General features: G+C 65.4%; 2 protein-coding genes. One reads left to right on the forward strand and one right to left on the reverse strand.

The window, feature by feature from the left end; all coding sequences use genetic code 11:
• On the reverse strand, positions 1 to 1,092 hold a 1,092-nt coding region (locus ACX40Y_RS18160), incomplete at its 3' end, for a HAMP domain-containing protein (protein WP_459120979.1).
• Positions 1,093 to 1,275: 183 nt separating this feature from the next.
• On the opposite strand from ACX40Y_RS18160, the gene ACX40Y_RS18165 reads away from it, so the two are divergent.
• Entirely contained in the window at positions 1,276 to 2,442 is a 1,167-nt protein-coding gene (locus tag ACX40Y_RS18165; RefSeq protein ID WP_459120980.1) for a carbohydrate porin, read from the forward strand.
• The last annotated feature ends 39 nt before the right edge of the window (positions 2,443 to 2,481 follow it).

Raw genomic sequence — 2,481 nt, forward strand, 5'->3', positions numbered from 1 at the left:
GACGGCGGCTGCGGTTTCCTCGAGGCTCGCCGCATTCGCCTCGGTCCGGCGTGCCAGATCCTCTGACGCCTGCGCAATCTCGTTCGATCCCGTCCGGATGCTCGCCGTCGATTCCAGCACCGAGCCGATCAGATCGCGCATATTTTCCAGCGCGCGATTGAAACTGGTGCGCAGCGGCGTGAACGGCATCGGCAGATCGGCGGTGATCGCCGCGGTGAGATCGCCATTTGCGAGCGAATCGAGGCCGACGCCGAGGCTGCTGACGATCATCTTCGCCTGTTCTTCCTTGGCCTGTTCGGCGTCGACCAGCTGGTCGCGGAAATGGAGGACGGCGCGCGACACATCGCCAAGTTCGTCCGCGCGCTCGGCGGCGGGCACGGCGACGGTGAGATCGCCCGCGCTCATCGCCTGCAACGTCGTGGCGAGCCCGATGATCGGATCGACCACGCGCCGCTGGGCCGCGCGCACGATCAGCACGATGCCGGCGACGCCGGCGAGCGTGGTGACGACCAGCAGCAGCATCGAAATCGTCCCGATCCAGCGCGCGCGGACGACCACTTCGTCGAGATGCGCTTCGATGGTTTCCGAAGCAGCGCCCATCGACGTTTCGAGAAGGCGGAACTGATCGAAGAAGCTGTTGAGGTGGCGGGCCGCCGCTTTGGGGCTGGTCTCGGCCTCCGTCATGATCTTTTCGGCGGCATCGGCATAAGCATTCATCGGTGCCGGGAGCTTGCTCGTGACATCGAGGACCGATTTCGAGCCAGTATAGCGACCGTCCTCGGCGATGCTCGTCTTCAGCAGATCGAGATGTTCGGCGAAGTCCTTGCGGACTTCGGCGATGCTGATGCCGCTGGCCGGGTCTCTTGCGGCGATCGCGGCGAGCACGTCGCTACGGACGGCATCGTGCATCATGTCGGCAGTGCCGTGGTTGGAAAGCAGCGCCGCCGCCGCCTGCTGGCTCTGCAGCGCAGCGGTCTGAAGCCAGGCGGTCAGCAGGCCGGTGCCACCGCAACCGAGCATCAGGGCGAGCGCGGCGGTGCGAACCAGCCTTGATGACCGGGCAAGCGAGATGCCGTCAAATCGGTTCGTCATGCCCATGTGATGTTCACCCTTCCGATCGAAGTCTTTTCGGTTCCGTGCCGCTCCCCGATTTAATTCTAGGACGAAATTCTTCGGATGGACTCCAGTTGATCAGTTTCCTTCAACGATGCGCAACCATGCCGGTAACGGTCCTATAATATCGCAAGGGGATCTATTCAGGCCCGGAGTTCCCGAATGCCGAAGGTTGGACGTTCAGCGCTGCTGGCCGCGACGATGGTCGCAGCACCGGCATGGGCGCAGGTGGAATCGGAGCCAACCATCACCGTGTCCGGGCGCTATGTGCTCGACGCGATCATGGTGGCAAACGATGACCGCAACCGCAGCTATGCGCTGCACAATGCCGAACTGGTCGCCGAGGCCGACCTCGCCCGCGCGACGGGCATTTCGGGGCTGCGCGCCGGCGTGCACCTGCTCGCGAACTTCGGTGGACGCCCCAATGACGGCGCGGGAACGCTGCAGGGCATCGACAATATCGAGGTCACCGACAGCCGCGCGAAATTATACGAAGCGTGGCTGGAAAAGTCGTTCGCCGGCGGCCGCGTGTCGCTGCTGGCGGGACTGGGCGATCTGAACGCGGCATTCTATGCCAACGACGCTGCCGGGCTGCTGATCGCTCCCGCATTCGGCATCGGCTCGGAACTGGCGGCCACCGGGCCGAATGGCCCTTCGATCTTTCCATCGACGGCACTGATGGCGCGCCTGAACGTTGCCGTCGGCGGCACCGGCTATGCCCGCGCCGCCGTGATCAACGCCAATGCCGGCGTGCTGGGTGACCCCAACGGCGTGGATTTCCGGTTCCGCGATGGCGTGCTGTTCATCGCCGAGGGCGGAACGGAAGGGCGCGGCAAGCTGGCGTTGGGCGTCTGGCGCTATAGCCATCGGCAGGACGACATCCGGGCGCTTGCGGCCGATGGCGGGCCGGCGCAGCGGATCGCACAGGGCGCCTATCTGCTGATCGAACACCAGCTGAGCGGCGAGGCGGGCAAGGGCATTCGTCTGTTCCTGCGCACCGGGCTTTCGGAAGGCAAGACGACGCCGTTTCGCGGCGGCGGACAGATGGGCGTGTTGATCGAGGGGTTGATACCGGGCCGGCCGGACGGTGCCTTTTCCGCCGGGTTGCAGCGGGGCACGCTGGCGCGTGGCTATCGCGACAATCTGCGGGACGAGGGCATTTCGGCCGCGCGGCACGAGGACGGGATCGAGTTCACCTATCAGGACAAGCTCGCGCCGTTCCTGGCCGTGCAGCCCGACCTGCAATATGTTCGCCGCGTCGAGCGGACGGGCGATCGCGGGGTCTGGATCGCCGGCCTTCGTCTCGTCCTTTCATTCGGGGACGATTGAACGGAAATACGCCGAGCGGCGCGGCGGCGATGTCGGGCA

Source organism: Sphingomonas sp. RS6 (assembly GCF_054489705.1).